The sequence below is a fragment of the Bradyrhizobium sp. TM102 genome, assembly GCF_009176685.1.
GTDB lineage: Bacteria > Pseudomonadota > Alphaproteobacteria > Rhizobiales > Xanthobacteraceae > Bradyrhizobium > Bradyrhizobium ottawaense.
The window spans coordinates 5972821-5995487 of sequence record NZ_AP021855.1 but is presented as its reverse complement, the minus strand read 5'-3'; the positions used below and the strand labels follow the sequence as shown (position 1 = coordinate 5995487).

21 protein-coding genes and 1 pseudogene are annotated in these 22667 nt (G+C 65.0%); 14 read left to right on the top strand and 8 right to left on the bottom strand.

Annotated features, from left to right (window positions below):
- Position 1: 1 nt before the first annotated feature.
- Complete coding sequence (locus tag GDN70_RS28420) at positions 2-2191, top strand: cation-translocating P-type ATPase (RefSeq protein ID WP_028143082.1); 2190 nt, start codon at positions 2-4, stop codon at positions 2189-2191.
- Positions 2191-2358 (top strand): cbb3-type cytochrome oxidase assembly protein CcoS, encoded by a 168-nt coding sequence (gene ccoS, locus GDN70_RS28415; protein ID WP_008138466.1) that lies wholly within the window; start codon positions 2191-2193, stop codon positions 2356-2358. The genes GDN70_RS28420 and ccoS overlap by 1 nt, the downstream gene beginning before the upstream one ends.
- Here ccoS and GDN70_RS28410 read toward each other — a convergent pair.
- Positions 2355-3556: pseudogene (locus tag GDN70_RS28410) on the bottom strand (MFS transporter). The gene ccoS and the pseudogene GDN70_RS28410 overlap by 4 nt on opposite strands.
- An 89-nt stretch (positions 3557-3645) precedes the next feature.
- Positions 3646-4128 carry a cupin domain-containing protein gene (locus GDN70_RS28405; protein WP_038971839.1) on the bottom strand — a complete coding sequence of 161 codons (483 nt, stop codon included), beginning with the start codon at positions 4126-4128 and terminating at the stop codon, positions 3646-3648.
- Between the two features lie 237 nt (positions 4129-4365).
- On the opposite strand from GDN70_RS28405, the gene GDN70_RS28400 reads away from it, so the two are divergent.
- Both GDN70_RS28400 and GDN70_RS28395 read left to right on the top strand, forming a co-directional pair.
- Positions 4366-4650: a hypothetical protein gene (locus tag GDN70_RS28400; protein ID WP_152103319.1), complete on the top strand. Its 285-nt coding sequence runs from the start codon at positions 4366-4368 to the stop codon at positions 4648-4650.
- 82 nt (positions 4651-4732) lie between these two features.
- The gene (locus tag GDN70_RS28395) at positions 4733-5449 is read left to right on the top strand and encodes a peroxiredoxin-like family protein (protein WP_152103318.1); all 717 of its coding nucleotides are present in this window, start codon (positions 4733-4735) and stop codon (positions 5447-5449) included.
- Positions 5450-5477: 28 nt separating this feature from the next.
- Here GDN70_RS28395 and GDN70_RS28390 read toward each other — a convergent pair whose 3' ends face one another.
- On the bottom strand, positions 5478-6359 hold the full coding sequence (locus tag GDN70_RS28390; RefSeq protein ID WP_028143078.1) for a LysR family transcriptional regulator: 882 nt from the start codon (positions 6357-6359) through the stop codon (positions 5478-5480).
- Positions 6360-6560: 201 nt separating this feature from the next.
- Here GDN70_RS28390 and GDN70_RS28385 point away from each other — a divergent pair, with 201 nt between their 5' ends.
- Entirely contained in the window at positions 6561-7697 is a 1137-nt protein-coding gene (locus GDN70_RS28385; protein WP_028143077.1) for a patatin-like phospholipase family protein, read from the top strand.
- 91 nt (positions 7698-7788) lie between these two features.
- Complete coding sequence (locus GDN70_RS28380; protein ID WP_038971840.1) at positions 7789-8739, top strand: oxygenase MpaB family protein; 951 nt, start codon at positions 7789-7791, stop codon at positions 8737-8739.
- A gap of 65 nt (positions 8740-8804) precedes the next feature.
- On the opposite strand, the gene glgA is transcribed toward GDN70_RS28380, so the two are convergent.
- Positions 8805-10220: a glycogen synthase GlgA gene (gene glgA / locus GDN70_RS28375; RefSeq protein WP_038971841.1), complete on the bottom strand. Its 1416-nt coding sequence runs from the start codon at positions 10218-10220 to the stop codon at positions 8805-8807.
- A 192-nt stretch (positions 10221-10412) separates the two neighbouring features.
- On the opposite strand from glgA, the gene GDN70_RS28370 reads away from it, so the two are divergent.
- From GDN70_RS28370 to GDN70_RS28335, 8 genes are all read left to right on the top strand, one after another.
- Complete coding sequence (locus GDN70_RS28370) at positions 10413-11609, top strand: CaiB/BaiF CoA-transferase family protein (protein WP_152103317.1); 1197 nt, start codon at positions 10413-10415, stop codon at positions 11607-11609.
- A gap of 131 nt (positions 11610-11740) precedes the next feature.
- Positions 11741-13285, top strand: a complete 1545-nt coding sequence (locus GDN70_RS28365) for an ABC transporter substrate-binding protein (protein WP_038971843.1) — start codon at positions 11741-11743, stop codon at positions 13283-13285.
- Positions 13286-13292: 7 nt separating this feature from the next.
- A complete protein-coding gene (locus tag GDN70_RS28360; protein WP_038946995.1) occupies positions 13293-14243 on the top strand; it encodes an ABC transporter permease in 951 nt (316 codons plus the stop codon).
- Positions 14230-15102 carry an ABC transporter permease gene (locus tag GDN70_RS28355; RefSeq protein WP_038946996.1) on the top strand — a complete coding sequence of 291 codons (873 nt, stop codon included), beginning with the start codon at positions 14230-14232 and terminating at the stop codon, positions 15100-15102. The genes GDN70_RS28360 and GDN70_RS28355 overlap by 14 nt, the downstream gene beginning before the upstream one ends.
- A complete protein-coding gene (locus tag GDN70_RS28350) occupies positions 15099-16091 on the top strand; it encodes an ABC transporter ATP-binding protein (RefSeq protein ID WP_028143070.1) in 993 nt (330 codons plus the stop codon). The genes GDN70_RS28355 and GDN70_RS28350 overlap by 4 nt, the downstream gene beginning before the upstream one ends.
- Entirely contained in the window at positions 16088-17059 is a 972-nt protein-coding gene (locus tag GDN70_RS28345) for an ABC transporter ATP-binding protein (protein WP_028143069.1), read from the top strand. Before GDN70_RS28350 ends, GDN70_RS28345 begins: the two co-directional genes overlap by 4 nt.
- 76 nt (positions 17060-17135) lie before the next feature.
- On the top strand, positions 17136-18203 hold the full coding sequence (locus tag GDN70_RS28340) for an alcohol dehydrogenase (protein WP_028143068.1): 1068 nt from the start codon (positions 17136-17138) through the stop codon (positions 18201-18203).
- A gap of 135 nt (positions 18204-18338) precedes the next feature.
- A complete protein-coding gene (locus GDN70_RS28335) occupies positions 18339-19418 on the top strand; it encodes an isocitrate/isopropylmalate dehydrogenase family protein (RefSeq protein WP_038946999.1) in 1080 nt (359 codons plus the stop codon).
- 65 nt (positions 19419-19483) lie between these two features.
- Here the strand turns inward: GDN70_RS28335 and GDN70_RS28330 are convergent, their stop codons facing one another.
- The 4 genes from GDN70_RS28330 to GDN70_RS28315 form a co-directional block, all read right to left on the bottom strand.
- On the bottom strand, positions 19484-19771 hold the full coding sequence (locus GDN70_RS28330) for a hypothetical protein (RefSeq protein WP_028143066.1): 288 nt from the start codon (positions 19769-19771) through the stop codon (positions 19484-19486).
- A gap of 103 nt (positions 19772-19874) precedes the next feature.
- On the bottom strand, positions 19875-20696 hold the full coding sequence (locus GDN70_RS28325) for an enoyl-CoA hydratase (RefSeq protein ID WP_028143065.1): 822 nt from the start codon (positions 20694-20696) through the stop codon (positions 19875-19877).
- Between the two features lie 272 nt (positions 20697-20968).
- Entirely contained in the window at positions 20969-21340 is a 372-nt protein-coding gene (locus GDN70_RS28320) for a helix-turn-helix domain-containing protein (RefSeq protein WP_020608151.1), read from the bottom strand.
- Positions 21341-21369: 29 nt separating this feature from the next.
- Entirely contained in the window at positions 21370-22419 is a 1050-nt protein-coding gene (locus GDN70_RS28315; RefSeq protein WP_028143064.1) for a LysR family transcriptional regulator, read from the bottom strand.
- Positions 22420-22667: the final 248 nt, after the last annotated feature.

Genomic DNA, 22667 nt, shown 5'->3' with positions numbered 1-22667 from the left:
CATGCACGTCACGCGGGATTTCTCGCACTACGTCCGGACCGCGGGCGAGGGCGTCCAGCATATCGATCTCGCGGTCGAAGGCGTTCACTGCGCCGGCTGCATGGCCAAGATCGAACGCGGCCTGTCCGCCATCCCCGACGTCACGCTGGCGCGCGTCAACCTCACCGATCGCCGCGTCGCGCTGGAATGGAAGGCGGGTACGCTCGACCCCGGCCGTTTCATCGATCGCCTCGAGGAGCTCGGCTACAAGGCCTATCCGTTCGAGACCGAGAGCGCGGAGGTGGCGGAGGTCGCCGAATCGCGCTTCCTGCTGCGCTGCCTCGGTGTCGCGGCGTTCGCCACGATGAACGTGATGATGCTGTCGATCCCGGTGTGGTCGGGCAACGTCTCGGACATGCTGCCCGAGCAGCGCGACTTCTTCCACTGGCTGTCGGCGCTGATCGCATTGCCGGCGGCGGCTTATGCCGGCCAGCCGTTCTTCCGCTCGGCCTGGCGTGCGCTGTCGGCGAAGACGACCAACATGGACGTGCCGATCTCGATCGGCGTGATCCTGGCGCTCGGCATGTCCGTGGTCGAGACCTTCCACCACGCCGAACACGCCTATTTCGACGCAGCGATCATGCTGTTGACCTTCCTGCTCGTCGGCCGCTTCCTCGACCAGAACATGCGGCGGCGCACCCGCGCAGTCGCCGGCAATCTCGCCGCGCTGAAGGCGGAGACGGCGGCCAAGTTCATCGGTCCCGACGAGATATCGCAGGTGCCGGTGGCCGCGATTAATCCCGGCGACATCGTGCTGCTCCGGCCCGGCGAGCGTTGCGCGGTCGATGGCACCGTGATCGAGGGCCGTTCCGAGATCGACCAGAGCCTGATCACCGGCGAGACGCTCTACGTCACGGCCGAGCAGGGCACGCCGGTCTATGCGGGCTCCATGAACATCTCCGGCACGCTGCGGGTGCGGGTTTCAGCCGCGTCCGAGGCGACGCTGCTCGCCGAGATCACGCGGCTGCTCGACAACGCGCTCCAGGCGCGCTCGCGCTATATGCGCCTCGCCGACCGCGCCTCGCGGCTGTATGCGCCGGTGGTGCATGCGACCGCGTTCATCACCATCCTCGGTTGGGTCATTGCCGGCGCGTCCTGGCATGATGCGATCGTGACGGGCGTCGCCGTGCTGATCATCACCTGTCCCTGCGCGCTGGGGCTTGCCATTCCGACCGTGCAGACCATCGCCTCCGGCGCAATGTTCAAGTCCGGCGTGCTGCTGAATTCCGGCGACGCGATCGAGCGGCTGGCCGAAGCCGACCATGTCATCTTCGACAAGACGGGCACGCTGACGCTGCCCGATCTCGAAGTGATGAATGCCGCCAACATCCCCGCCGACATCTTCGAGCTCGCCGGCCGGCTCGCGCTGTCGAGCCATCATCCGGTGGCCGCCGCCGTGGCGCAGGCCGCCGCCGCCAAATCGCCTGTTGTCGGTGCGGTCGAAGAGGCCGGGCAGGGCGTCCGTGCGACCGTGGACGGCGTCGAGCTTCGCCTTGGCCGACCCTCCTTCTGCGGCGCGGAGGCGCTGGTTGGCAGCACCGTCGTCGATCCCGAAGCCTCCATCGTCGCGTTCAGCAAGGGCAGCGAGAGGTTCGTGCTCTCGGTCCGCCAGGGCCTGCGTCCGGACGCGCAAGCTGTGATCGCGGCGCTGAAGGCGCGCAATATCGGCATCGAGATTCTCTCCGGCGACCGCGAGCCGGCGGTGAAGGCCGCGGCTCACGCGCTCGAAATCCCCGAATGGCGCGCCGGCGTCACGCCGGCCGACAAGATCGCACGGATCGAGGAATTGAAGCAGCGCGGCGCCAAGGTGCTGATGGTGGGCGACGGCATGAACGACGCGCCTTCGCTCGCGGCAGCCCATGTCTCGATGTCGCCGATCTCGGCCGCGCATCTGAGCCAGGCCACCGCCGATCTCGTCTTCCTCGGCCGGCCGCTGGCTCCGGTGGTTGCGGCCATCGACGCCTCGCGCAAGGCGCTGCATTTGATGCGGCAAAACCTCTGGCTTGCGATCGGCTACAATGTGCTCGCGGTGCCGGTTGCGATCAGTGGCGTCGTGACGCCCCTGATCGCGGCTGCGGCCATGAGCGGATCCTCGATCCTGGTCATGCTGAATTCGCTGCGGGCGCGCAGCACCTCGCGGGAGATCGTGTAATGGAGATTCTGGTCATTTTGGTCCCGCTGGCGTTGATGCTCGGCGGCGCCGGTCTCGTCGCCTTTCTCTGGTCGCTCCGGAGCGGCCAGTACGACGATCTCGATGGTGCCGCCTGGCGCGCCATCGCCGATGACGAGCCGCCGCAGGAAGCCCCAGTCAAGCGCTAGCGCTTCAAGTTCAGCGCGAGCAGGCCAGCGGCCGCAAGGGCTATGCCCACGCCCGTCACGCAAGCGTGCCAGCCGAAGGCATCGAACAGTCGGCCGAGAACGGCTGTGCCGACGAGCCCTCCACAGAAATAGCACGCAAGATAGGTGCCGCTGGCGACCCCACGGTTCTCGGTCGCCGTCTGCCCGACGAAGCCGGTGGCCGCCGCCTGTGCAAAGAAGGTTCCGACCGCGACGAGCACCATTCCGGTGAGCACTTCAGGCAGCCGCGCAGTCAGCATCAGCGGCAGGCCGATGCCGGCAACGGCGAGCGAGCCCCAGATCGTCGGGCGCGCTCCGATGCGTGAGGCGACCCGTCCCGCCAGCAAGGTCGTGACGACCGAGGGCAGGAACACCAGATAGACAAGGCCAAGATCCATCATGCCGAGCGACAGCGGCGGTCGGACCAGGACGAAATTGACGAAGGTGAAGGTACCGATGAAGGCGAACAGGATGCAGAAGCCGATGCCGTAGGCCGCACGCAATCGCGGATTGCGCCAATGCGCGATGGTGGCTTTGAGCGGCGAAGCAGTCGGCATCATCGCATGCATCGGCTGCAGGCGTCGAATCGTGAAGTAGACCAGCACCGCGCCGGCCAGATTGAGAGCTGCGAACAGATAGAAGTTCCAGGCAAGGCCCAGGCCGTCTGCAACGGCGGCCGAGATCACCCGGCCGACGAGATTGCTCGCGACATTGCCGGTGATGTAGGCGGCAAAGGCGCCGCCGGCGTCCATCGCGCTGCATTGCTCGCCGAGATAGGCGAGGGTGAGCGCGAAGGCGGAGGCCATGCACAGGCCCTGTGCGACGCGCAGGACGGTGAACACGGCGAGATTTGGCGCGATCGCCAGCAGGCTGGTCGGGAGTGCGAGCAGCATCAAGCTGAGCAGGATGCCGGTCCGGCGGTCGATATGCGGGCTGAGAAAGCCAACCACGAGGCTGGCTGTGGCCATGCCGAACGTGCTGGCGTTGACGGCAAAGCCCATCGCTGCGGGCGTGACGCCGTAATGGCGGGTCAGCGAGGGCAGGATCGCCTGCGTTGCGAAGAGATCGACAACGGTCAGGAACGCGGTGAGGCCGATCACGAGCGAGCGTAGCGCCAGACCCGGCGAGTGCGCCTCCATCGTCATCGCGGCCGGTTGATCGGTGCGGAAAGATCGGTCATGGCGTGATTGTCCTGTGAGGATTTGGCGCCCGGCATGGGGATCGCGGGCGCCTCATCCATAACGGTGCGCTGGGGCTGGAATGCGCTCGTTACATGTGGCGATCGTTGGGATCCTTGCGGATGTCGCCGACATAGAGAATGACGGTCTCCTTGCCGAGGTTCTTCCACCAATGCGAGGTGCCGTACACCTCCGGGCGGATGTCGCCGGCCCTGTGCACGATCGGGTCGACACAGTTGGAGGCGTATTCGACGATTTCGCCCTGCTGCACGAAGATCAACGCGGGGCGGTCGTCATGGCTGTGCCAGGGCACGATGCCGCCGGGCTCGATCGTGAGCTTGCGGAAGCGCAGCTCGCGGCCCTCGATATGCGCCGGCTGCTTGCCGAGATCGATCGCCCCGAGCGTGACGTCGATAACGCCGACGGGTTTGTGATCGACCATCTGCTGGGCGTTCGGCTTGATCTTACCGGCCGGGCACTCGCCGGCAACGACCGGCTGCGCCGAGAGTGCGAGCGCGCCGGCAATGGCAAGGCCTGGCCAGATCGGACGCGACAGGGCGTGGCTCCTAGACATGGAAGGGTCTCCTGCGTTGGCCGCGACCCCGCTGGTCGGCGGCTATGACGGGAGCTTCATCGAGATCGCGTCGATCCTGAAATGCCGGCTTGCTCTCGATGCGATAGCGCGGTGCTATGTTGATGCGCGGCGGCTATCGATCCGATTGGGCAACGGCATTTCCGCTTCCGGCGTATCCGGCGTCCGATGGCACGGCGCCCGATTGGCGGGCGTTCACGTCAATTCGGAGGAGCACTCATGCCGAAATTGTCCAAGACCCTGATTACCACCGCCGCGTTTGCGGTCATCGCCACCTCGGCCTTCTCGGAGGCCGCCTGGGACTTCAAGGCCGGCATGGCCTATGTCTATGGCGGCCCCGGCAAGATGTCGGCGATGGCCATGGGTCCGGCCGAGAAGAACCACGAGGCGATGATGAAGAACGCCAAGAAGGTGCCCGACAACACCGTCTTCTTCATGCGCAACGGATCGCTGTACTCCACCTCGGGACGGCTCGATCCGACCGGCAATTTCTACGTGAACTGAGCCGGCCTGGCATCGCGGCCGCCCCTTGCGGGCGGCCGAACCGGGAAACTAATATTCGCTGAAGGGAATGCCGGAGCAGAAGATGACATCTCTCTCGCCAGCCGATGCCGAGCAGCTCAGGCTTGCTTTCCAGCGCTGCCGCGACATGGACGGCACGCTGAACGAACAGCTCTGCGCCTATGCCGACGCCAGCCGTGCGGTGTTTCCGGCCTATGGCGAGGCCGTCGATCGCCTGGTGGCGAGATTGGGCGGGAACGGCGGTGGCGAGACCGCGCCTCACCCGGGCGATGCGATGCCGGCGTTCATGCTGCCGGACGAGGCCGGGCGTCTCGTCACGCTGCCTTCGCTGCTGCAGCGCGGCCCGCTCGCCGTGATGTTCCTCCGCGGCCATTGGTGTCCCTATTGCCGGCTCAATGTCCGTGCCGTGGTTCAGGCGTTCGATCGCATCGAGGCCATGGGTGCGCAGATCGTTGCGGTCATGCCGGAGACGCAGGAATTTACCCGCCAGCTCAAGGCTGAATCCGGCGCGCCGTTTCCGGTCCTGACCGATCTCGACAACGGCTATGCGCTGTCGCTCAATCTCGCGATCTGGCTCGGTGCCGAGATCCAGCGCCTGTTGTCCTATCAGGACATGGCGAAATTCCACGGCAATGATGGCTGGATGCTGCCGATCCCGGCCGTGTTCGTGGTCGGCCGCGACGGCATCGTGAAGGCCCGCTTCGTCGATCCCGATTTCCGCAAACGCATGGAGATCGACGATCTGCTCGCCGCGCTGGAGAGCGCGGGCAGGGAGAACTAAGTTCTCCCCTTATCGAAGACCGTTCTCGCTACCCCGCGATCTCGCGCCAGTCGGCGCCGCGCAGCATGCGCATCACGGCGCTGGCGACCGCCGTGCGCTGCCGGCCGGCCACGCCGTAAAGGCTGACGGTGCGGCGGGCGTCCAGGCCGGCGACGGCGGCACGCGTCAGTGTCTGCGGCAGGGGCGAGGTGTGCGGCATCATGGCGACGCCGATGTCGGCCTCGACCAGCTCGATCAGGTCGCGCTCGCTCGAAATCTCGTGGCCATGCTCGATGCCGTGCTCGCGCAGGCTCGCGGAGATGCGGCGCGAATGCTCGCAGAACGTCCGGCTCAACAGTTGCTCCGAGCGCAGATCGTCCAGTTCGATGCTGCTGCGGCCGGCCAGCCGATGTCCGTCGCCAAAGACGAGCTCGAAGCTCTCGGTGAACAGCGGCCAGGCGTCGAGCCGTTCCCAGGCCTCATCGATCTCGGCGGCGATGCCGAGCTCGGCTTCACCTTTCTTCAAGAACTCGCCGACCTCGCGGCTCGTCCCGCGCAGGAAGCGGAATTCGAGCTGGTTGAATTGCCGCCTGATCTCGTTGAGATGCGGAATGAGCAGCGCTAGGTCGATCGAATGCGTCAAGGCAACGCGCAACGCGCCGACCTCTCCGCTTTTGAACGAGGAGGCGAGCGAGCGCGCGCCGGCGGCAGCGTCAAAACACTGCTTCAGGAGCGGATGCATGCGCTGGCCGAGCTCGGTCAATTGCGCCGCCGGCCGCTCGCGGCGGAACAGATCGCCGCCAAGCTCGGCCTCGAGTTGCTTGATCGCGCGTGTCAGCGAGGGCTGTGTAACGTTGCACTCCTCGGCCGCGCGCGTGAAATTGAGCAGCTGCGCCACCGCGAGGAAATAGCGGACCTGGTGCATTTCCATGGATCGGCTCCCAGCGAAATCGACCTCAAATCTAGCCGATCGGAACCAGAAATGACATCCCACGCGCGATAGCACGGACGTATGGACTTGGAAGCCAACCGGCATTTCAAAAGATCCCGCCATCTCTTAAAATGATCGCGGGTAACAATGCCGCCGCGTGCGACGAAAATTCGGCCGGTGCAGGCTCACCAGGAGCGAACCATGAACGGCATGAAGGGCAAAGGTGCGGATATCCCGGGTCAGGTCGTGCTGGTGCTTCAGGGCGGCGGTGCGCTTGGCTCCTATCAGGCGGGTGTCTACCAGGCGCTGCACGAGGCCGGCATCGAGCCGGACTGGGTCATCGGCACCTCGATCGGCGCCATCAATGCGAGCCTGATTGCCGGCAACGTGCCGGAGCAACGGCTTGCGCGCCTGAAGGAATTCTGGAAGCGGATGGAGCAGGCCCCGGTCTGGACCCTGGGCGGCGCCTTTCCCGACTTCAACGAGAGGCTCGCTTATTGGTCGACGGTCACCGGCGGCATTCGCGGCTTCTTCCGGCCCAATCCACTGGCGCATGCGGGCGATTCCTATCCGCTCGGTGCCGACAACGCGGGCTATTATTCGACCGCGCCGCTGGAGAAGACGCTGAGCGAGCTCGTCGATTTCGATCTCGCCAATCGCTGCGCGCCGCGCCTGACGGTCGGTGCGGCTCATGTCGGCACCAGTGAAATGCGCTATTTCGACAGCCGCGACAGTGAACTGACGGTGAAGCACATAATGGCGTCGGGCGCGCTGCCGCCGGCTTTCCCGGCGGTGCGCATCGACGGCGAGCTCTATTGGGACGGCGGCATCCTGTCGAACACGCCGACGGAAGCGGTGTTCGACGACAATCCGCGCAGGGATTCGCTGATTTTCTCCGTGCATTTGTGGAATCCCGTCGGACCCGAGCCGAACACGATCGCGGAGGTGCTGAACCGGCACAAGGACGTGCAATATTCCAGCCGCATTTCGAGTCAGATTGCGCGCCAGCAGCAGGCCCATCGCCTGCGCCATGTCATCAACCAGCTCGCGGCACGGCTTCCGGAGAGCGAGCGCAGCGATCCCGCGGTGAGAGAGTTGACGAGCTATGGCTGTCCGACCCGCATGCATGTGGTACGGCTGCTGGCGCCGCAGCTTGAGCGCGAGACCCATACCAAGGATATCGACTTCAGTCCGTCGGGGATCACACGGCGTTGGCACGCTGGTTACGCTCACACGCGATCGGTCCTGGCACGCAAGCCCTGGATCGGCGAATTCGATCCGCTCGCCGGGGTGGTGCTGCACGAGCATATGGAGGAGATGCCGATTGCGGCGGAGTGAGGGCTTGACGCGTGATTGTCTTGCGCAGTGGCGATTTCCCGAGGGCTAGGTCTGGGCTATTGTTGCCCCGTGTTCGTCGCGAGGCTTGCAATTGGTCGCTGAGAAAGATCTGGAGGCAACGCTCGATCTGGTCCGCGCCAACGCGGCGGGGCCGGTAGCGGGCGTGTTCGGTCCTGATACGCTGACCTGGCGGATCGACCGGGAGGCGGTCATCTTTCTCGGTGCCGGCCGCGCGTTGTTGCTGCAACTGGCGCATCCCTGGGTCGCCGCCGCCATCGCCGAGCATTCGAAAACCCTGGCCGATCCGATTGGCCGCTTCCATCGCACCTTTGACATCGTCTTTGCCATGGTGTTCGGCTCGCTCGACCGTGCCTTGCTGTCCTCCCGGCAGCTGCACCGACGACACAGCATGATCGTCGGAGAGATGCCGGAGACGGTCGGTCCCTTTGCGGCAGGCTCGCGCTACTGCGCCAACGATATCCCCTCGCTGCGTTGGGTCCATGCGACGCTGGTCGAGACGGCGCTGATGGCGCACGAGCTGGTTCTGCCGCCATTCTCGGTGGAGGAGCGCGAGCGCTACTGGAGCGAGAGTCGGACGTTCGGTGCATTGTTCGGATTGACGGCGGATGATCTGCCCGCGGACTGGTCGGGCTTTACGTCCTACACCGCGGCGATGGTGCAGACGGACACGCTGACCGTGAGCCCGGCGGCGCGCGAGATCGCGGCGCAGATTTTTGGCGGCGCGCGTCCGTGGTTGCGGCCGCCACGATGGTATCGCTCGCTCACGGCGAGCCTGCTGCCGGAACGCTTGCGCGCCGGCTTCGGGTTTGAGCTCGGCGAGCGGGAGGTCAGATCGGCCGACAACGCGCTGCGATGGATCCGGCGCATCTATCCGACATTGCCGGATCGGCTGCGCTATGTCGGGCCCTACCAGGAAGCGCAGGCGCGGCTGCGGGGCGAGCCGCAGCCCGACTGGATGACGCGCTGCCTCAACAGGGCGTGGATCGGGCGGCCGCAAATGGATGTGCGCGGAAAGGGGTAAAGGCCCGATCTCTCGGATTGCTTCGCTGCGCTCGCAACGGCGGAGAACAGAGATACGCCTCTGCCTCACACCGAAGCCAGCTTCCGGTAGAGCGCGCTGTAGGTCCCCGCCGAGATGCTCCAGGAGAAGGACCGTCCCATGGCGCTGCGGCGCATGGTGTCGAGCTGGTCTTGCGCCATGAAGGCCGAGAAGGCGCGGCGGACGCCGCCAAGGAAGGACTCGCGCGAGGGCCTCGAGAAGAGGAAGCCGGTCTCACCGTCGGTGATGGTTTCGGCAAGGCCGCCGGTCTGGTGACCGATTGGCAGCGAGCCGAAGCGCTGGGCGTACATCTGGCTGAGCCCGCACGGCTCGAAGCGCGACGGCATCAGGGTGAAATCGCTGCCCGCAAAGATGCGGCGGGCCTGGGCATCGTTGAAGCCGATCACAACTCCGATCGCGTCGGGGCGGCGGCGATGCGCGTCGATCAAGGCCTGCTCCAGCGCCGGCTCGCCGGAGCCGGTGACCACGATCTGTCCGCCGGCATCGACGATCTCGTCGGCCGCCGACAGCACGAGATCGATGCCCTTCTGGTGCACGAGACGCGCGACGATGCCGAACATCGGGCCGCGCGAGACCGCTAAGCCAAACTGCTTGCGGACGTAGTCCGCATTGGCCCTCTTGCCGACCCAGTCGCCGGCGCCGAACTGCTGGGCGAGCTGGGCGCAGGAGCGCGGGTCCCAGCTCTCGTCGATGCCGTTGAGGATGCCGGTGAGCTCGGACGCGTCCGAGCGCAGGCGGAGCAGGCCCTCCAGGCCGCAGCCGAATTCGGCCGTGGTGATCTCGCGCGCATAGGTGCCGCTGACGGTGGTGAGGTGCGAGGCGTAGACGAGGCCCGCCTTGAGGAAGGACAGCTGGTCGTAGAACTCGACACCGTCGATGTGGAAAGAGCTCTCCGGTGCGCCGATCCGCCGCAGCGAGTCCTTCGGAAAGAGGCCCTGATAGGCAAGATTGTGAATGGTCAGGATCGACGGTAGCTTGGAGCCGCGCCAGGCGAGATAGGCCGGCACGAGCGAGGCCTGCCAGTCATTGGCATGGATCAGGTCAGCTGCCCAATTCTTGTCCAGCTTGCCCATGGCCAGCTCAGCGGCGGCAGAGGCAAAGCGCGCGAAGCGGATGTCATTGTCGGGCCAGTCGCGCCCGGACTCGTCGCCATAGGGGTTACCGGGCCGGTCGTAAAGTTGCGAGCACAACAGCACGTAGACCGGCAGGCCGTCCTTGGTCGCTGCCCGTCCGAGCGAGCAGGCCGGCATCTCTGCAAAGGCCGGGCTGCGGCCAACGATCTGAATATGGGTGAGTTGCTCGATGATGTCGCGATAGCCGGGCAGCATGATCCGGATATCGGTAAAGGAGCGAAGGGCGCGGGGCAGCGCAGCGGACACGGCTCCAAGGCCGCCGACGCGGACGAAGTCGTCCATCTCCGTGGTGACGAACAAGACCCTCAAGAACAGCTGCCCTCTGTCGATCCCGTTCGCTACTATGCAAGAACGGGTCCAGTTGTCCGGGAATTCTTAAAGCCCACCCACGCGGCGTGTCGGTTCGGTAAACACTTTCCTACTCGGCCGCCGCCCTCTAGGGTCGCCGCATCAACAACAGAGAACTTCGAGAGTTCCTAAGACCCAAGGACGTGAGCAGGCATGCAGCTAGCAGATAAGCATGAGGGGACGACGACAAAAGCCTTCGCCGGGCTGAGGGTCCTGGATTTTTCCACCACCATCGCCGGTCCTCACTGCGCGCGGATGCTTGCCGACATGGGCGCTGAGGTCATCAAGATCGAGACCGACGGCGGGGAGACCATGCGGACCCGGCCGCCGCTGCGCAAGGGGTGCAGCACCGCGTTCGGCCAGCTCAATGTCGGCAAGAAGAGCGTCGTGCTCGACCTCAAGTCCGAGGACGGCAAGGAGGCGGTGCGCCGGCTGGCCGCGGCATCAGACATCCTGGTCGAGAACTTTCGCCCCGGCGTGATGCATCGGCTGCGGCTCGACTACGACAGGCTGCGCACCGTCAACCCGAAGCTGATCTATTGCTCGATCTCGGGCTACGGCCAGACCGGCCCCTCGGCCGAGCTGCCGGCCTATGCGCCGGTGATCCATGCCGCCTCCGGCTATGATATGGCGCATCTGGCCTACCAGCCCGGCCGCAATCGCCCTGATTATTGCGGCATCTATCACGCCGACGTCGTCACCGGCACCTACGGCTTCGGCGCGATCGCGTCCGCACTCTATCAGCGGACCGTGACCGGCTTTGGCCAGCACATCGACGTGTCGATGCTGGAATCGATGCTGTCACTGACGCTGACCGAATTGCAGAGCGCACAATTCGCCGTGAAGCCACCGCCGCGCCCGATGTTCGGCCCGACCGAGACGGCAAGCGGCTATGTCATGATCACGGTCGCCAGCGAGAAGACGTTCCAGGGATTGATGGGCGTGATCGGTCACCCCGAATGGATCTCCGATCCGCGCTTTGCGACCTATGCCGCGCGCCGCGAGAATTGGGCCGAGGTGATGGACGGCGTCGAGGCCTGGTCGCGGCAGCTCACGACCGATGCGTGTCTCGCAGCGCTAGGGGCTGCCGGCGTGCCGGCTTCGGCCTATCGCACCGTGTCCGAGGCGCTGGCCGATCCGCAGCTTGCGCACCGGCAGGCGCTCTCCGAGGTGCGGGACGAGGGCGGCTCCTTTCAGGTGCTCAACCTGCCATTCCGGATGTCGGGTGCCGATACCACGCCGGCCAAGACGATGGCCGTGCTCGGCGAGCATACCGATGCCCTGCGCGAAGAGATCAGCCTCGCCGATGATGCATCAATTCCGACAGGCAAAACTGCTGCGACAGGCTGAGCACCATTACGCCGCACGTGCGGCGTGTGATCTGTCGCGCGTTCCTCTTGCCGTGGCGAGCTTTTGTCGCCAATCTCGTCCCCAGTCATTCAACGATCCGAAACATCGGACGAGGGATCCCGGGAGGAACCATGACGAACATTGCTGCCGCGGCGCGCAAGCACGCGCCGATTTTCCTTGTTGCGGCATTTGCCCTCCTTCCGCTGGCCGGGCCGGTGCAAGCGCAGAAGCCGGGCGGCAGCATCACCGTCGGCCAGGAGCTGGAGATCGCGGGCTTCGATCCGCTCAAGGTCGGCGTCTACGACACCTCGACCTTCACCGCGGCCGCGGCGATCTTCGATACGCTGACCACGCTCGACGACAAGGGCGAAGCCGCGCCGAAGCTCGCGGTGTCATGGACCCATTCCGACGATTACAAGAGCTGGACCTTCAAGCTGCGCCAGGGCGTGACATTCCACGACGGCACGCCGTTCAATGCGCAGGCTTTCAAGGAGAATTTCGACCGGCAGAAAGACCCCGCCAACAAGTGCCGCTGTGCCTTCTACATCACCAACGTCAAGGAGGTGCTGGCGCCGGACGAAACCACCGTTGTCTTCAATCTGACCGATCCCTCGGTGAACTGGCCGGCGGTGATCACAATCCAGAGCTCCAACAACGTCATTCATTCGCCGACCGCGTGGAAGACCAAGGGTGACGACTACAATCGCAATCCCGTCGGCACTGGTCCCTACATCCTGAAATCATGGACCGCAGGCGACCGGATGGTGCTGGAGAAAAACCCCAACTACTGGGACAAGGGCCGTCCCTATCTCGACCGCATCATCTTAAAGCCGCTGCCCGATGCGCAGTCGCGCTTCGCCTCGCTGCAATCGGGCGAGGCCGACATCATCTGGGACGACGAGAACGACGCCGACAACATCATGAAGGCGCAGAAGGACTCCAAGCTCACGGTGCACACCTACAAGGGCTCGGGCGCGCAGGTCTACGCCTTCAACACCAAGGTCGCGCCGTTCGACGATGTCCGCGTGCGTCAGGCGCTGGTGATGGCGCTCGACCGCCCGAAAATGTCGCAGGCGATCAGCAACGGCCTGAGCCGGCCCGCGACCAATCCCTATGGCGATGGCTCCTGGGTCAAATGCAAGGATGACGGCGCGCTGCCGTTCGATGTCGAGAAGGCCAAGGCGCTGATCAAGGATTACGGCAAGCCGGTCGAGTTCAAGATGCTGGTGACCGCAACCCCGCGCGGCCGCATGATCGGCCAGGTGCTTCAGCAATTCTGGAAGCGCGCCGGCGCCAACATGGAGATCGAGCAGGTCGATCAGGCGACCATTCCGTCACGCGCCTTCACCCGCCAGTTCCAGATGACGCCGTGGCGCATCGTCGATCTCGCCGATCCCGACCCGCAGATGTACGCGAATTTCCGCAGCGGCAGCCCGCTGGCATTGGCCGGATACTCAAACCCGGAGCTCGACAAGCTGCTGGACCACGCGCGCGTCACCGCCGACCTCGGCCAACGCACCGAGGATTACTGCGCCATCAGCCGCCTGATCAACAAGGAGGCAATCTGGTTCTGGACCTTCCAGAACACTTATTACGCGCTGTCGAGCGCCAAGCTGAAAGGCTTCCCCAAGATCTACAACGGCGTGATCGACGTTTCGACGACCTGGCTGGAATGATGGCACGATGCTGAACTTCGTCGTTCGGCGGCTGCTTGGCATGCTGCCGGTGTTGCTCGCCGTGTCGCTGTTGACCTTCCTGATCGCCTCGCTGCTGCCGGGCGATCTCGCTCTCGTCATCCTCGGCGATCAGGCAACGCCGGAGAATGTTGCGGCGCTGCGCCGTGACATGGGGCTCGATCAGCCGCTGTGGTGGCGTTACCTGAGCTGGCTCGGTCACGTCCTGCAGGGCGATCTCGGCCGCTCGTTCCGCACCGGGCAGACGGTGTTGCAGGCGGTCGCCGAGCGCATTCCGGTCTCGCTCCAACTGATGCTGATGGCCGAGTTCATCGGACTGTTGATAGGCGTCCCGGTTGCGATCGCCTGTGCCGCGCGTGCCGGCGGCGCGTTCGACCGTTTCATGACCGGCAGCGCGTTCGCGATGCTGTCGATGCCGTCGTTCCTGGTGGCGATCCTGCTGATCTATCTGTTCGCGGTCGAGCTGCACTGGCTGCCGGCGACGGGCTATGTGCCGTTCACCGAGGCGCCGCTGGCGAATTTACGCTTCTTCGTGCTGCCGGCACTGACGCTGGCGCTGGCGGAATGGCCGGGAATCATGCGGGTGCTGCGCTCCGACATGATCGCGACCTTGCAGGAGGATTATATCGCGCTCGCCAAGGCCAAGGGTCTCAAGCCCGCGCGTATCCTGTTCGTGCATGCGCTCAAGCCCTCGTCGCTGACGCTGGTGACGGTCACAGGCATCAATATCGGCCGCCTGCTCGGCGGCACCCTGATCGTGGAATCGATCTTTGCGCTGCCCGGCATCGGCCGGCTGCTGGTCGGGGCGATCTACACCCGCGACCTCGTCATCCTCCAGGGCGTCGTGCTGCTGGTTGCCTGCGGCTTCGTCATCGTGAATTTCATCGTCGACATGCTCTACGCCGTGCTCGACCCCAGGATCCGCCATGGCCACGCTTGAGCTCTCGATGCAGGACGAGGCGGCGCCCGTGCCGGTCGGCCGCAAGCGCAGGCTCGGCCTGCTGTTCTGGATCGCGAGCGCCTGGCTCGCGATCATCCTTGCGCTCGCGATCCTTGCGCCGGTGCTGCCGCTGCAGAACCCCGTAGACATGGACATGCTGGAGCGCCGCGCGGCGTTCTCCACCGAGCACTGGCTCGGCACCGACGGGCTCGGCCGCGACGAGCTCGCCCGCCTGATTTTTGGCGCGCGCGTGTCGTTGACCGTCGGGCTGATCGCGCCGATGATCGGCCTTACGCTCGGCGGCGCGCTCGGCCTGCTCGCCGGTTATTTCCGCGGCCGGTTCGAGACGCTGGTGGTCGGCAGCATGGACGTGCTGCTCGCCTTTCCGCCGCTGATCTTCGCGCTCGCGGTGACGGCTTATCTCGGTCAGTCCGTCCCCAACCTCACCCTGATCCTCGGCGTGCTCGGCATTCCCGCCTTCATGCGTGTGGCGCGGGCCGCGACGCTGACGCTGGCGCGGCGGGAATTCGTGATCGCGGCCGAGGCGTTAGGTGCCAGCCATGCGCGCATCCTGCTGCGCGAGCTATTGCCGAACGTGATCCTGCCGCTGCTGGCCTTCTTCCTGCTCGGCGTTGCCGTCACCATCGTGGTCGAGGGGGCGCTGTCCTTCCTCGGTCTCGGCGTGCCGCCGCCGATGGCGAGCTGGGGCAGCATGATCGGCGAAGGGCGCGACAGCCTCGACGTCGCGCCGCGGCTGGCGTTCCTGCCGGCGACCGGATTGTTCCTCACCGTGCTGGCCTTCAATCTGGTCGGCGATACCTTGCGGGCGCTGACCGACCCGCGTCAGGGGGCGCTGTGAGCGCTCCGCTCTTGATCATCGAGGACGTTGCAGTCGAGCTACCGACGCCGCGCGGTAATCTGCGCGCCGTGGATCATGTCGACCTGTCGCTGGAGGCGGGCTGCACGCTCGGCATCGTCGGCGAGTCCGGCTGCGGCAAGACCATGCTCTCGCGCGCGGTGCTTCAGCTGCTACCGAAAAAGGCAAAGCTCACGGGCCGCGTGATGTTCGACGGCCAGGATCTGGTGCGGCTCGATGCGGAACCCTTGCGTCGCTTGCGCGGGCGCGATCTCGCAGTCGTGTTTCAGGACCCAATGACCTCGCTAAACCCGGTGCTGACCATCGGCACGCAGCTGATGGAGACGATCCAGGAGCATCTCGAGCTCGATGCCCCCGCAGCACGGAAGCGCAGCATCGAGCTGCTGGCGGCTGTCGGAATCCCGGCGCCTGAGCAGCGGCTCGCGCAATATCCGCATCAATGTTCCGGCGGCATGCGCCAGCGCATCGCGATTGCGATCGCGTTGTCCTGCGAACCGAAGCTGCTGATCGCGGACGAGCCGACCACCGCGCTCGACGTCACCATCCAGGCACAGATCCTCGATCTGCTCGCGCGCGAGCAGCGCCGCCGCCACATGGCGATGATCATCATCACCCACGATCTCGGCGTGGTCGCGGGCCGTGCCGACGAGGTCGCCGTGATGTATGCGGGCAGGGTGGTGGAGCGCGCCCCGACCCAGGCGCTGTTCAAGCGCATGCACATGCCCTACACCGAAGCGTTGCTGGCGGCGATCCCGAAGCTGGAGACCGCGCCCCATACCCCGCTGCCCGCGATCTCCGGCCGTCCGCCCGATCCGACACGACCGCTAAAGGGCTGCTCCTTCGCGCCTCGCTGCCGCTATGCCGCTAGCCGTTGTCATGAGGCCAAGCCCGACCTGAAGAGCGCCGAGATGCCCGATCATCTCTATGCCTGCTTCCACCCGATCCAGATGGCGGAGGGAGTTGGCGCATGATGCAGCTTGCCGCGCGCGCCGAGCCGCTGCTGAACGTCGACAATCTCGTCGTCGAATATGGTCTCGGCAACAAGACGGTGCATGCGGTGTCCGGTGTCAGCCTTGCGGTCGCGCGCGGCGAGACGTTGGGGCTGGTCGGAGAATCCGGCTGCGGCAAGTCGACGCTGGGGCGCGCGGTGCTGCAATTGCGACGTGCCAAATCCGGCCGGGTATTGTTCGACGGCGAAGATCTCACCGCGATGGAGGGCGAGGCGTTGCGCAAGATGCGCCGCCGCGTGCAGTTGATCTTCCAGGATCCGATCGCCTCGCTCAATCCGCGCCGTCGCATCGGCGACATCGTGGCCGAGCCGCTCATCATTGCCGGCGTCAAGGATGCCGCCGAGCGCAAGCGCAGGGTTCACGAGGTGCTCAGCGCGGTCGGGCTCGATCCTGATCTCGTCGCGGGCCGCCTGCCGCATGAATTCTCCGGCGGGCAGTGCCAGCGCATCTGTATCGCGCGGTCGCTCGTCCTCAATCCGGAATTCATCGTCTGCGACGAGCCGGTCTCGGCGCTGGACGTCTCGATCCGCGCACAGATCCTCAATTTGCTGGAGGAGATGAAAGCACGCTTCGGCCTGACGCTGTTGTTCATCGCGCATGATCTCGCAGTGGTCAAAGCGGTCAGCGACCGCGTCGCGGTGATGTATCTCGGCCGGCTCTGCGAGGTCGGTCCGTCGGAGCAATTGTTCGCAAATCCTGCGCATCCCTATACCGGGCTCTTGTTGCAGGCGATCCCGGTGCCCGATCCGGATGTGCGTCCCGCCGAGAGTGTGGCGGCGGGTGAGCCACCATCGCCGATTGCGCCGCCGTCCGGCTGCCGCTTCCGCACCCGCTGCCCACGCGCCGATAAGCGATGCAGCGCGGAGATACCGGAGTTGCGCGAAATCGGGCCTCGCCAGTTCGCGGCTTGCCATCATCCGCTGACCTGAACTAAGACCGGTTTGTCTCGCCTCGCCGGCCATGGCATGGTGGCGCGACAACGAGAAGCATGCCGGGAGAACGCCGATGAAGAGTTTCAAGGTCGCCGATTTCAAGGCGCCGCTGCAGGAGTTCGACGAGGCGACGCCGCAGCCTTCGGGCACGCAGGTGCTGATCAAGGTGAAGGCCGCCGGCGTCTGCCACAGCGACCTCCACATCTGGGAGGGCGGCTACGATCTCGGCCATGGCCGCAAGCCGCTCTCGCTGAAGGACCGCGGCATCAATCTGCCGCTGACCATGGGTCACGAGACGGTCGGCGAAATCCTGGCCTTCGGCCCTGACGTGAAACCGACCGACCAGGGCGACCTCAAGCTCGGCGATGTCGGGCTGGTCTATCCCTGGATTGGCTGCGGCAAGTGCGCGACGTGCCTCGCCGGTGACGAGAACATGTGCCTGACGCCGCGCTCGCTCGGCGTCTATTGCGACGGCGGCTATTCCGATCACATGCTGGTGCCGCATCCGCGCTATCTGCTCAATCTCAGGGGACTCGATCCCGCAACGACCGCGCCCTATGCCTGCTCGGGCGTCACCACCTACAGCGCGCTGAAAAAGGTTGAGCAGCATTTCGACACGCCGATCGTGATGTTCGGCGCCGGCGGGCTCGGCCTGATGGCGCTGTCGCTCTTGAAAGCCATGGGCGGCAAGGGCGCGATCATGGTCGATATCGATGCCAGGAAGCGCGAAGCGGCGGAGAAGGCCGGCGCGCTCGCCACCGTCGACCCGAAGGCGCCGGATGCGCTGGAGCAACTCGCCAAGAAGGCGGGCGGGCCGATCCGTGCCGTGATCGACCTCGTCGGGAATGCCGCGACGACGCAGCTTGGATTCGACTGCCTGACCAAGGGCGGCAAACTCGTGATCGTCGGCCTGTTCGGCGGCGGCGCAACCTGGGCGCTGCCGCTGATTCCGATCAAGGCGGTGACGATCCAGGGCAGCTATGTCGGAAACCTGCGCGAGACGCAGGAGTTGCTCGACCTCGTCCGCACCAAGAAGGTGCCGCCGATCCCGGTGACCACGGCGCCGCTCGCCAAGGCCAACGATGCGCTGGTGCAATTGCAGCAGGGCGCGGTGGTCGGGCGCACGGTGCTGACGCCGTAGCGAACACTCTCTCCTCCGTCATTGCGAGCGCAGCGAAGCAATCCAGAAATCCCTCCGCGGACACAGTCTGGATTGCTTCGTCGCAAGAGTTCTTCGCAATGACGACTTGGCTAGCTCCTTTCCTTGAGGCCTTAAATGTCCGCAAACAACGCCTTCCACATTGCCGTGCTCGCCGGTGACGGCATCGGTCCCGAAGTCATGGCGCCGGCCGTCGAGGTGCTGCGCAAGATCGAGCAGAAATCGGATTTGCGCTTCCGTTTCACTGAAGCACCCGCCGGCGCCAACAATTATCTTGCCACCGGCAAGTCGATGCCTGACTCGACCATCAAGCTGTGCGAGGAGGCGGACGCAATCCTGCTCGGCGCCTGCGGCCTGCCGTCGGTGCGCTACCCCGACAATACCGAGATCGCGCCGCAGATCGAGCTGCGTTTCATCTTCGATCTCTATGCCGGCGTGCGACCGGCGCGCCTTATTCCGGGCGTGCCGAGCCCGATCGTCGGCGCTGATGCGCGCGGCATCGATCTCGTCGTGATCCGGGAATCGACCGAAGGCCTGTTCGCCTCGATGGGCAAGGGCGTCGTCACCCATGAGGACGCGCGCGAGACCATGGTGATCACACGCAGGACATCCGAGCGCCTGTTCGATTTCTCGTTTCGCCTCGCTGAGCGGCGCAAGGCGCGCGGCAAGCCCGGCGCGCTTGCCTGCGTCGATAAGGCGAACGTGTTCAAGGCGTTCGCGTTCTTTCGCGGCATTTTCGACGAGATCGCCAAGAAGCATCCCGACGTGAAGACCGATCGGCTCTATGTCGATGCCTGCTCGGCGATGCTGGTGAAGCGTCCCTGGGATTTCGACGTGATGGTGATGGAGAACATGTTCGGCGACATCGTCTCCGACATCACTGCGAGCCTGATCGGCGGCCTCGGAATGGCGCCGTCGGCGGACATCGGCGACAAATATGCCGTGTTCCAGCCCTGCCACGGCACCGCGCCCGACATCATGGGGCAGGGCAAGGCCAATCCCACTGGCATGATCCTGTCGGCGGCGATGATGCTGGACTGGCTCGCCGACAAGCACGGCGTCGAGAGCGCGGCGGAGGCCGGCGAGACGATCGAGCGTGCGGTGGATCAGGTCTATGCCGGCGGCATCAAGCCGATGGAATTCGGCGGCAGCAACGGGACTGCCGACATCACCAAAGCGGTGCTGGCGGCGCTCTGAGAAGCAGCCGAGCCGCGGCGCCGGTTCATCTCAAAAGAAAAGGGGCCTCGCGGCCCCTTTGTCGTTCACCAGCGGCGCCAATGGTGGTGGCGATGGCCCCAGCCCCACGGGCGCGGGCCGTAGAAGCGTCGCGGGCCGCCGTAATAGCCGTAGGCGCCGTAATAGTTCGGACGCCAGAAGCAGCGGCCCCAGGGGTTGCACACCCAGCGCACCTGATCCACGTCAGCGGCCGGACCGCTTGCAATCTTGTCCGCCTGCGGGATGCCATTCGGCATGGCTGCGAGCGCCTCGCCCGACGCGAGCGCCACACCGCCGATGGCAGCCAGAGCAAGAACAGCAGATTTCAGTGTCATCGCGATCTCCCTCGTTGTGGCGGGAGAACTTTCGTCAGATCAACTAGTTGCTACCGCGCGGAGCTGCACGAGGAATTTAATCTTCCTGAACGTCGGTTCAGCTTCAACGCCCCTGGAACTGTGGCTTGCGCTTTTCCATGAAGGCTTGCCGGCCCTCGCGAAAGTCTGCGCTGTCCATACAGGCATTGCCGATCGCCTTGATCGCGTCCATGTCGCGCTGACTCTCATCCTTCAGCACCTGCGCGATGGTGATCTTGGCGGCCTTGATCGCGAGCGGGGCGTTCTGCGAGATCGTCTCGGCAATCGTCATGGTCTCGCCCCAGAGCTCGTCGACCGGGAACACGCGCTCGATAAGGCCAATGCGCAGCGCTTCGGCGGAATCGATGCGCATGCCCGTGTACATCAGAAGCCGCGCCCAGGACGGGCCGACCAGCGAAACCAGGTGCCGCAGGCCGTCAAAGCCATAGGCGATGCCGAGCTTGGCCGCGGGAATGCCGAACTGGCTGTCGTGCGCGGCGATGCGGATATCGGCGAGCATGGCGACCTGCATGCCGCCGCCGAGGCAAAAACCGTCGATGCAGGCAATCGTCGGCTTGGGATAGTCTGCGAGCAGTGCGCGCTGGGCGGCGCTACGCCTGGCATATTCCTCGGACGCTGCCGCGTTGTGGCGAGTCTTCTCGAATTGGCTGATGTCGGCGCCGGAGACGAAGGCCTTACCGCCGGCTCCGCGCAGGACCACGACGCGCACCGTCTCGTCGTCGCGCAGGCTCGTCAAGGCCTCGCCAAATCCCTCCCACATCTCCAGCGACATCGCGTTGCGCTTGTCGGGATTGTTGAAGGTGATCACGCCGACGCCGTCGGTGGTGTGCTGGAGAATCTTGCCGTCCGCGTAGGGTGTACCGGTCGTGCTGAATATGTCGGACATCGCTTGCTCGCTCGTCATGTGCGAGGGGCAATGTGCTGCGCTGGCGCTTCCGGGGTCAACCGCGGCAGGGTGGGCGAGTCTGCATCCGCCTGTAGCGGGATTGCATGGCGCGTCGTCCCGAGTGTCGCGCGCGCAAAGAAAAGGGGCGGTCGTGCCGCCCCGCAAAGGCCGCGCGCAAGCGCGCGAGCCGGAATATGATCGTTCAATCCGGCCGCGTCCCCGCGACGCGGCGGATTGAAGATCGGCCGCAAAGGCCAGACCGTCGACCGGTCTCAGCTCTCGTTCGCCGCGATCGATTCCATCAGCGAGACCAACTGACGCTGCACGGTCTGGTCCTTGATCTTGCTGTAGGCGCGCAGCAGGCGGAGGCTGAAGGCCGAATCGAGGAACAGCAGGCTCTCGACTTCGCGCGCCTTGTTGTCACCGTCGTAGAAGAAGGTCACGGGCACGTCGAGGGCGGAAGCGATCTGCTGCAGACGAGCCGCGCCGACGCGATTGACGCCCTTCTCGTATTTCTGAACCTGCTGGAAGCTGACGCCAAGCTTCTCGCCGAGCTCGGCCTGCGAGATCTTCATCTCGACGCGCCGCAGACGAATCCGCTTGCCAAGCTCGATGTCCGGCTTGCCAGCACTGCGCTGCTTCATTCTTTTCGCCGCTGCTTTCATCTTCGTTTTCACCTTTGTTCTTCGGTTGAAAATCCCCCGAAGAGCTGGGTCAGGGGTTCGCCCATATACGAGTCCTTGAATTCATGCGGATGCACGAACTCTTCCTTAAACCACGGGAAGCGAGCCGGACTGAAAGCTTCGATCAGCCAATCAATCATGTGCCGCACACGCGGAATACGGCCGCTACCGGGATGGTAGGACAACCAGATATCCAGCGGTCGGTTCAACTCGACCTCCAGTGGAATCAACCTCCCGCCAAGCGCAATGGCGTAGCTCGGGAAGACGCCGATGCCGGCGCCATTCGCGACCGCCCAGTAGTTGGCGCTTGAGACGTTGGTCTTCATGACCAGAAGGTCACGTTCCGATACGCCCGGGAAGAAGCTCTCGAAGGATTCCTTGGCGGCAAGCTGGTCGGCGAATTGCAGCACCAGGCGATGCTTGATCAATTCCGCCGCCGAGCGCGGCGCGCCATGCTTCTCGATGTATTTCTCGGAGGCCCAGAACATCAGATGCATGCGACCGAGCCGCACTAGCTTGATGTCGAGCGCCGAGGGACGCGACAGATGGATGGCGACGTCGGCTTCGTGGCGCGAGACGTCGGCCGAGCGCATCGCGCAATGCAGGTCGACCAGGATCTTCGGATAGGCCTGCTGGAATTCAACCAGGCGCGGGGCGAGCCAGAACGTGCCGAGCCCCTCAGTAACGGCGACTCGCACCTCGCCGGACAGGGCGTTGGCCATCGAATCGCTGGCGCGCAGTACGTCGAAGGTGGCGGCCTCCATGCGCTCGACGGCGGAGACCACCAGCGCGCCCTCATCGGTGAGATGGGTGCCATGGACGTCGCGGGTGAAGAGTGTGGTGCCGGTCTGGCGTTCGAAATCGTCGATTCGCCGGCGCACGGCGTTGATCGACAGCGACAGGCGCTCGGCCGCCGATCGGAAACTCCCGCATCGGACGACTTCAAGGAATATGCGGGCGGCATCCCAATCAGAGAGGCCGCTGAGATTTGTCTTTGGGCGTTCCGCCACAGGAACGCCCCTTTCCGCCAAGGAGTGCATACAAGTCCCTTCGGTTAGCTAAACTGGCAGAATCTGGCGCAAACCACAACCACTGCGGGTTGGGGGATGATGAGTTTTGAACGTCATCCTTACTACCTCGTGGGTGGTATCTGAATGCTGCCAAGGGTTGGGAATCGGGCAGGCCATTGCCCGGATGAGGGGTGTGGCGTGAGTGCCGTTGCGAGCCGTGAAATGGCTGCGGGATTGCAGGCGCTGTCGGCAATGAGTGTGCTTGCGCGAAAGCCGGC

What these genes read in the sequence shown, in the direction of transcription:
- GDN70_RS28370 (WP_152103317.1), top strand. Translation starts at nt 10,413, where the DNA reads ATGCAGCTAGCAGATAAGCATGAGGGGACGACGACAAAAGCCTTCGCC.
- GDN70_RS28345 (WP_028143069.1), top strand. Translation starts at nt 16,088, where the DNA reads ATGATGCAGCTTGCCGCGCGCGCCGAGCCGCTGCTGAACGTCGACAAT.
- GDN70_RS28390 (WP_028143078.1), bottom strand. Translation starts at nt 6,359, where the DNA reads ATGGAAATGCACCAGGTCCGCTATTTCCTCGCGGTGGCGCAGCTGCTC.
- GDN70_RS28320 (WP_020608151.1), bottom strand. Translation starts at nt 21,340, where the DNA reads ATGAAGCAGCGCAGTGCTGGCAAGCCGGACATCGAGCTTGGCAAGCGG.
- GDN70_RS28400 (WP_152103319.1), top strand. Translation starts at nt 4,366, where the DNA reads ATGCCGAAATTGTCCAAGACCCTGATTACCACCGCCGCGTTTGCGGTC.
- GDN70_RS28325 (WP_028143065.1), bottom strand. Translation starts at nt 20,696, where the DNA reads ATGTCCGACATATTCAGCACGACCGGTACACCCTACGCGGACGGCAAG.
- GDN70_RS28365 (WP_038971843.1), top strand. Translation starts at nt 11,741, where the DNA reads ATGACGAACATTGCTGCCGCGGCGCGCAAGCACGCGCCGATTTTCCTT.
- GDN70_RS28405 (WP_038971839.1), bottom strand. Translation starts at nt 4,128, where the DNA reads ATGTCTAGGAGCCACGCCCTGTCGCGTCCGATCTGGCCAGGCCTTGCC.
- GDN70_RS28335 (WP_038946999.1), top strand. Translation starts at nt 18,339, where the DNA reads ATGTCCGCAAACAACGCCTTCCACATTGCCGTGCTCGCCGGTGACGGC.
- GDN70_RS28420 (WP_028143082.1), top strand. Translation starts at nt 2, where the DNA reads ATGCACGTCACGCGGGATTTCTCGCACTACGTCCGGACCGCGGGCGAG.
- GDN70_RS28315 (WP_028143064.1), bottom strand. Translation starts at nt 22,419, where the DNA reads ATGCACTCCTTGGCGGAAAGGGGCGTTCCTGTGGCGGAACGCCCAAAG.
- ccoS (WP_008138466.1), top strand. Translation starts at nt 2,191, where the DNA reads ATGGAGATTCTGGTCATTTTGGTCCCGCTGGCGTTGATGCTCGGCGGC.
- GDN70_RS28360 (WP_038946995.1), top strand. Translation starts at nt 13,293, where the DNA reads ATGCTGAACTTCGTCGTTCGGCGGCTGCTTGGCATGCTGCCGGTGTTG.
- GDN70_RS28330 (WP_028143066.1), bottom strand. Translation starts at nt 19,771, where the DNA reads ATGACACTGAAATCTGCTGTTCTTGCTCTGGCTGCCATCGGCGGTGTG.
- GDN70_RS28395 (WP_152103318.1), top strand. Translation starts at nt 4,733, where the DNA reads ATGACATCTCTCTCGCCAGCCGATGCCGAGCAGCTCAGGCTTGCTTTC.
- GDN70_RS28340 (WP_028143068.1), top strand. Translation starts at nt 17,136, where the DNA reads ATGAAGAGTTTCAAGGTCGCCGATTTCAAGGCGCCGCTGCAGGAGTTC.
- GDN70_RS28355 (WP_038946996.1), top strand. Translation starts at nt 14,230, where the DNA reads ATGGCCACGCTTGAGCTCTCGATGCAGGACGAGGCGGCGCCCGTGCCG.
- GDN70_RS28385 (WP_028143077.1), top strand. Translation starts at nt 6,561, where the DNA reads ATGAACGGCATGAAGGGCAAAGGTGCGGATATCCCGGGTCAGGTCGTG.